The organism is Rickettsia sp. TH2014, assembly GCF_019249195.1.
Lineage (GTDB): Bacteria > Pseudomonadota > Alphaproteobacteria > Rickettsiales > Rickettsiaceae > Rickettsia > Rickettsia felis.
In genome coordinates, this window is the sequence record NZ_MXAX01000149.1 from 1 (window position 1) to 6,435 (window position 6,435).

Here is a 6,435-nt window from a genome sequence, read left to right on the forward strand (position 1 = left end):
TTTTTTGATTTAGATTCATCTCTAATCCTCCATTNNNTATTATCTTAATTTTACTAAATGTAAGATTAAATCTCAACTATTACATTTTAACTGGATTCCGTGAATAAATCACGGAATGACAGAGCTAAGAGTTACATCTTCATAAATCTGCTCTACTACGCCGTCAACTCCCATTAAGAAAGTATGACCTTTAATTGAGGGAATTTTTCTTTGATTAGGTTACGTGCTTTATTTAAAATTTCCGCATGCGCTTCCGTTTCTTTTTCACGTGTGTCTAAATGTTCTTGGCCTACAAGCATCTTGTAAGCTCCACAATCTCTATGGTCAAGAAACACAATTTGTTTAATATTATGTAACTGCTGTAAAATTCCTATCGTATCTTCTATTGTTTTTCCCCAATAAGTATATTTGTCGTTAACGAGGGCAAGCGATGCACCGGGAAGCGATACTTTATCAAAATCATCGTCTAGCCCTAATTGCTTCATTATTTATCTGTTTCGTCTATTAATCTAAAATCTACACAACTAATTAGAAGAGTAGAAGCTTCATTTAATGTTTTTAAATGTTCATTACTTACTTCTACCTTTATGACTTCCTTATTGGCAATTATATCATTGTTAGCAGCGTAAAGATTTAAACTAGACCCCATAATAAACCCTAAAATTATATATTTTACATATATCATAAAATTCTCCTATTTAAAAATATTTCTTACATGCTTTAAAATAAGAATAACCTGTAATGATTGTTAAAAAAGCGGCAATCCATAAGATTATTTCCCCTACTATATCTAAATAAATAATTCCTGAACCTTTTGAGCCTAGTATCAATATCGATAAAGCAAACATTTGTAAAAACGTTTTTACCTTAGCGAGTCTCGATACAGGCACACTAACCTTTACTAAAGCTAAAAATTCCCGAAGACCGCTAACTAAAAATTCTCGTGCTAAAATTAATAGACAAGGTATCTCATCTACATTATCTTTTTTTAGCAGCATTATAATAACGCAACCTACTAGTAGCTTATCTGCTATAGGATCAAACATCTTGCCAAAGCTCGTAACTAAATTATATTTTCTTGCAATATAACCGTCAAAAAAATCCGTAATACTAGCTAAAACAAATAATAATGCTCCAAGTTTACGTGCAAGTGAATTATTTATATAAAATGCCAGTATAATAACCGGAATTACCATTATTCGAGCAATAGTTAGAAAATTAGGTAGATTTTTATCTATTCTCATTAATTAATTAAATTTATTAATATAATATTGTTGAATTATGGATAGAATATTGTTCCAAGACCAATATATTAAAAGTCCCACAGGAAAACTACTAAACATAAATAAAAAAATTAGCGGCATAAATTTCATTACTTGAGCTTGCATCGGGTCCGCAGGTTCAGGACTCATTTTTTGCTGTAAGAACATAGTAACAGCCATTAAAATAGGCCATGCTCCAATCATTAAAAATGACGGCGGTGAAAAAGGTAATAAGCCGAATAAATTAAAAATAGTAGTAGGGTCAGGGGCGGATAAGTCTTTAATCCAGCCGTAAAACGGTGCTTGCCGCATTTCAATAGTTACATATAATACTTTATAGATAGAGAAAAATACCGGAATTTGAACAAGTATAGGCAAACAACCCGCTACCGGATTTACTTTTTCTTTTTTATATAAAGCCATTATTTCTTGATTTAAACGCGCCTTATCATCACTGTATAAATTTTTTATCCTATCGATTTCCGGCTGTAAATTTTTCATTTTTTTCATCGAACGATAAGACTTATTGGCTAACGTAAACATTAATAGCTTAATTATAACCGTAACAATTAATATGCTAACACCGAAATTACCGACATAGCCATAGAAAAAATTCATGGCGTAAAAAACCGGTTTGGTAATTATATAAAACCAACCGAAATCAATAGCTCTATCAAATAATTTAATATCATATTGCTTTTCATATTTATCAAGCAGATCTACTTTTTTTGCTCCTGCAAAAATTCTGCTTTTAATGGAGAAATTTTCGCCGGGTTTTATTATTTGTACTGGTGAAATAAAATCAACCTGGTATCTTTCAGTCCCTTGCTTAAGAGCATAATTAAAATTCGAGCTGTAATTACTTGATTTATCAGGAATCAAGGAAGATAACCAATATTTATCGGTAATTCCTATCCAGTCAACCTTACTTGCTGCAAATTTTGCACTTTTCTTATCTTTAATATCATCATACGAATATTCTTTAAGATTCTCGTCTATACAACCTATAGGTCCTTGATGCAGTATATTTACCGCTTTTTCCACTGCGGTATATTTACGATTTATTAAACCATATGATTGGATTGGAAGCTCTTTATCGCTATTATTAACGATGGTTTGCTCTATAGTAAATAAATAGTTTTCATCGACAGTAATAGTAACTAAAAATTTAACCCCATCTTCGTTAACCCAAAATAAATTAACAGGTTTTTCAGGGTTTAATATCTCACTATCACTATTCCATATAGTATCGTTGTTGGGGAGTTTTACACTAGATAAATTACTAACTAGACCAATTTCAGCAAAATAGGCATTTTCTGTATTAGTCGGTGAAAATAATCTCACTTCAGGACTATTGTTAGATAAATCTTGCTTATATTTCTTTAATATTAAATCATCAAATCTAAGTCCTTTTAGTGAAATAGAACCGGTGAGTGATTCAGATTCTATTTTAATACGCTGTACCCCGCTTTCTTCTTGAACAACAATATCAGTTGCAGGTTCTACTAAAGCTTTTAACTGTTGTTTCTTTAAATTTTCTGCTTTCTGCACCGCTATTTGCTGTTGCTGTTTTTTTTGTTCAGGTTTTACAACAAAATATTGCCAACCGAAAATTATACTTAAAGACAGTATAATAGTGGCCATTAAATTAATTATATTATTATTCATTCCTAGGTCTTAAATTTTCATATTTTTAAAGCTTTAAGTTTTAAAGCATTTAGAGAAAATAATCAAGTAGTATATATACTTCTTTTCTTTCAAAAGTAGTGAATATCTAAGATGAAGGGTGACTTCCATCTTGGATACAAATTTAACTTCAGATATATTATACCATTCCTACATTCTGAAATATTTTTAATTTAAATTCAGGAAGTATAGAAATTAAATGTTCAGAAATATTGTCTTGTATATTTTCATAACCCACTAAATTCACTTCTTTAACAAAGGTATATATTTCTATAGGCAACCCATTAATCGTAGGTTCAAGCTGTCTTACTAGCAAAGTAAATCCTTCGGTATAAACTGCTGGATTATTTTTTAGATATTCCTGAATATATAATTTGAATAGTTTAATGTTGGTTAAATCCTTCTCTTCTTTATCAAGAGTTATTTTATCTATTACATCCTTTGATATATAAGGAGATTTTTTTAGTTCTTGTAAAATAGTAGCATCACAGAAGTTAATAGTTGCCATATTAATATTAAATACTCTCTTCACCCTTCTTGCTCCTGATTCACTAATTCCTCTATAATTAGTTACATTAGAATTTAAAATACTGTAAGTAGGAACTGTAGAAATAGATTGGTCAAAATTCCTAATTGTTACTACGGAAATAGTAATTTTTTCAACTGTTCCTTCAATTTCGCCTATACGTACCCAGTCTCCAATATTAATAATTTCTTGAGTAGTTAGTTGCAAGCTTGCAATTAACCCTAAAACGGTATCTTTAAAAACAAATGTTAAAAGAGCTGCTGCCGCACCTAAACTTGTTAAGAATGTACTAAGCGAAATATTTAATGTATATGAAATAGTTACCATTGCTGCAATAACTATGACAATAATTTTTAATATTTGAAAATATAAGCTAAGCGGTGCATTTTTTGCAACGACCTTGATCCTATTGTTATACAAATCTGCAAAAGCATCTATAAGCGTTAATAATAACATCGTCACGGATATACTAGTATATAAGATTACTATAGTATCTTTGATTCCAAGTAACACATGCGCTTTAAAAGAAGTAGGGTGAAAAACATCTCCCCAACCTATAAAGTAAAGTGCTAATAAAGTGTGTAATAAATAACGAAATATAGGATATTTTTTTAGTATCCTTTCATAATCATCATAATGATGTCTAGTTAAATAATTTTTTACAGGAATAAAAATTAATCTTTTAATTAGAAATATCACCGGTATAAGAGATACTAACATAACAAACAATAATACTAACTCAGTACTTGAGGTATGGTATAGATCCATTAAATATTGCATATTTTACCTATCATTATTATTATAAATATAAATCTTTTTTATTATTACTAAGAATTTTATTTTTATCAATAATTTTAACTCAAAAGAACTTGGTATTGCTAAGCAAATATAGATACTGTCATTGCGAAGCCACGAAATGGCTGTGGCAATTCATAAAAATGATAAAAACTCGATTACTTCGTCAATTACTTACATAATTTTCCGTAACTCAGACGTTAAATGAATTAAATAACTTATTATGACATTTCCTAATATCAATCCAATTATTTTCTCTATAGGTCCACTTGCTGTCTCTTGGTATTCTCTTTCATATGTAGTAGGAATTTTGCTAGGTTGGTTCTATGCAAACAAAATTATAGAAAAATTTAAGCCTCAAATTACTAAAAAAAATCTAGAAGATTTCATTACTTATGCCGTTATAGGCATAATAGTCGGAGGTCGCCTCGGTTATGTTTTACTATATAACCCTTTGAAATATTTTTCAAATCCAATAGAGATTTTAAAAACCTATGAAGGTGGAATGTCGTTTCACGGTGCTACTATAGGAATGATTATCGCCACTTATTTGTTTTGCCGAAAATATAAAGTGAATTTTTTAAGCCTCACGGATATTATAGCGCCTGTAGTACCTATCGGGTTGTTTTTAGGCAGAATCGCCAATTTTATTAACGGTGAATTATATGGACGCATTACAACTTCTTCTTTCGGGATAATTTTTCCAAATAGCGATTTACAGCCCCGTCATCCTAGTCAGCTATATGAAGCTTTTTTTGAAGGGTTAATATTATTTTGTATATTAGCATACTCAGTATTCAAACGTGAAGCTCTTAAAAAGCAAGGCTTAAACTCAGGGCTATATTTAATATTTTATTCTCTTTTCCGTATAATTGTTGAGATGTTTAGAGAACCTGACGTGCAGATCGGGTTTATTTTAGATAGCTTAACTATGGGACAGATTTTATCTATACCAATGTTGCTTTTAGGGATTTATTTAATATGTCAGTCGAATCGAAAATAAGGCAGTTAATTGATCAAACCGGATATATTACTTGCGATGTTCTCATGCAGGAAGTATTACAATCAAATCCTACTTCCTATTATCAGCAAGTAAAAACTCTAGCTAGCGAAGGTGACTTTGTTACAGCTCCTGAAATTTCGCAGCTATTCGGTGAAATTATCGGTTTATGGTGTATCAAGGAGTGGCAAAGAATCGGTTGCCCAAAAAGTCTTAGTTTGGTTGAGCTTGGTCCAGGTCGAGGTCTATTAATGCGTGATTTACTACGCACTGCAAAATTAGTACCGGAATTTTACAAAGCTTTATCTATTGAACTAATAGAAATTAATCAAAATTTTATTGCTCATCAAAAGGCTAATTTACAAGATATTAATTTACCGATTAGCCATCGATCATTTGTAGAAGATATACCCAAAAAACCTACTATAATAATAGCTAATGAATTCTTTGATGCTATGCCGATAAAGCAATATATTAAAGCCAAGGAATTATGGTATGAAAGAATATTTGTAGTGCAACAGTTAGACGGCAGAATTAAATACGATAAAATAAGCGTTAATAAGCAATTACAAGAATATTTGCTGCGTACTCATATTGAAGCAAAAGACGGAGCAGTACTTGAAGAATCTTATAACTCAATAGAAATTATAAAATTTATAGCACAGCATCTAAAAAAACTAAGCGGCAGCTGCTTAATAATAGATTACGGCTATGATCTAGCTCCGGGTAACAGAACTAGATATCAGTATAATCCAACATTACAAGCGGTTAAAAACCATAAATATTGCCCCATCCTTGAAAATCTTGGAGAAGCTGATTTATCGGCGCATGTGGATTTTTATACATTAAAAACAGTAGCTAAAAATAGTAAAATAAATGTAATAGATACAATATCACAACGAGATTTTTTAGTAGAAAACGGAATTTTATTACGCAAGCAAACATTGCAAGACAAGCTTAGCGAGGAGCAAGCAAGAATAATAGAAAAACAAGTAGAAAGATTAATATCACCGAAACAAATGGGAACATTATTTAAAGTATTACAGATAACGAATTAATTCATTATTTTCCAATGGGAACATATTTACATATAAATTCAAAAGGACTCTCTTTGGCACAAGGAGTTAGTTTTATTTTATTATCTGTAATAGTTGAGATTTAATCTT

Annotated in this window: 5 protein-coding genes and 1 pseudogene; 2 read left to right on the forward strand and 4 right to left on the reverse strand. The window is 30.5% G+C overall.

Annotated elements, in window-relative coordinates:
- Positions 1–108: 108 nt before the first annotated feature.
- The 4 genes and pseudogenes from KYQ89_RS02820 to KYQ89_RS02835 all read right to left on the reverse strand — a co-directional run bounded on the left by KYQ89_RS02820 (position 109) and on the right by KYQ89_RS02835 (position 4,254).
- Positions 109–685, reverse strand: a pseudogene (locus KYQ89_RS02820) (carbonic anhydrase).
- A gap of 13 nt (positions 686–698) precedes the next feature.
- Positions 699–1,244, reverse strand: a complete 546-nt coding sequence (pgsA, locus tag KYQ89_RS02825; protein ID WP_218460315.1) for a CDP-diacylglycerol--glycerol-3-phosphate 3-phosphatidyltransferase — start codon at positions 1,242–1,244, stop codon at positions 699–701.
- A gap of 3 nt (positions 1,245–1,247) precedes the next feature.
- The gene (yidC, locus tag KYQ89_RS02830) at positions 1,248–2,930 is read right to left on the reverse strand and encodes a membrane protein insertase YidC (protein WP_218460316.1); all 1,683 of its coding nucleotides are present in this window, start codon (positions 2,928–2,930) and stop codon (positions 1,248–1,250) included.
- Between the two features lie 157 nt (positions 2,931–3,087).
- A complete protein-coding gene (locus tag KYQ89_RS02835) occupies positions 3,088–4,254 on the reverse strand; it encodes a mechanosensitive ion channel family protein (protein WP_218460317.1) in 1,167 nt (388 codons plus the stop codon).
- Positions 4,255–4,492: 238 nt separating this feature from the next.
- On the opposite strand from KYQ89_RS02835, the gene lgt reads away from it, so the two are divergent.
- Together lgt and KYQ89_RS02845 are read left to right on the forward strand one after the other, a co-directional pair.
- Positions 4,493–5,272 (forward strand): prolipoprotein diacylglyceryl transferase, encoded by a 780-nt coding sequence (gene lgt / locus KYQ89_RS02840; RefSeq protein WP_218460318.1) that lies wholly within the window; start codon positions 4,493–4,495, stop codon positions 5,270–5,272.
- Positions 5,251–6,327, forward strand: coding sequence for a class I SAM-dependent methyltransferase (locus KYQ89_RS02845; RefSeq protein WP_218460319.1), 1,077 nt, complete (start codon positions 5,251–5,253; stop codon positions 6,325–6,327). Before lgt ends, KYQ89_RS02845 begins: the two co-directional genes overlap by 22 nt.
- Positions 6,328–6,435 lie beyond the last annotated feature (108 nt).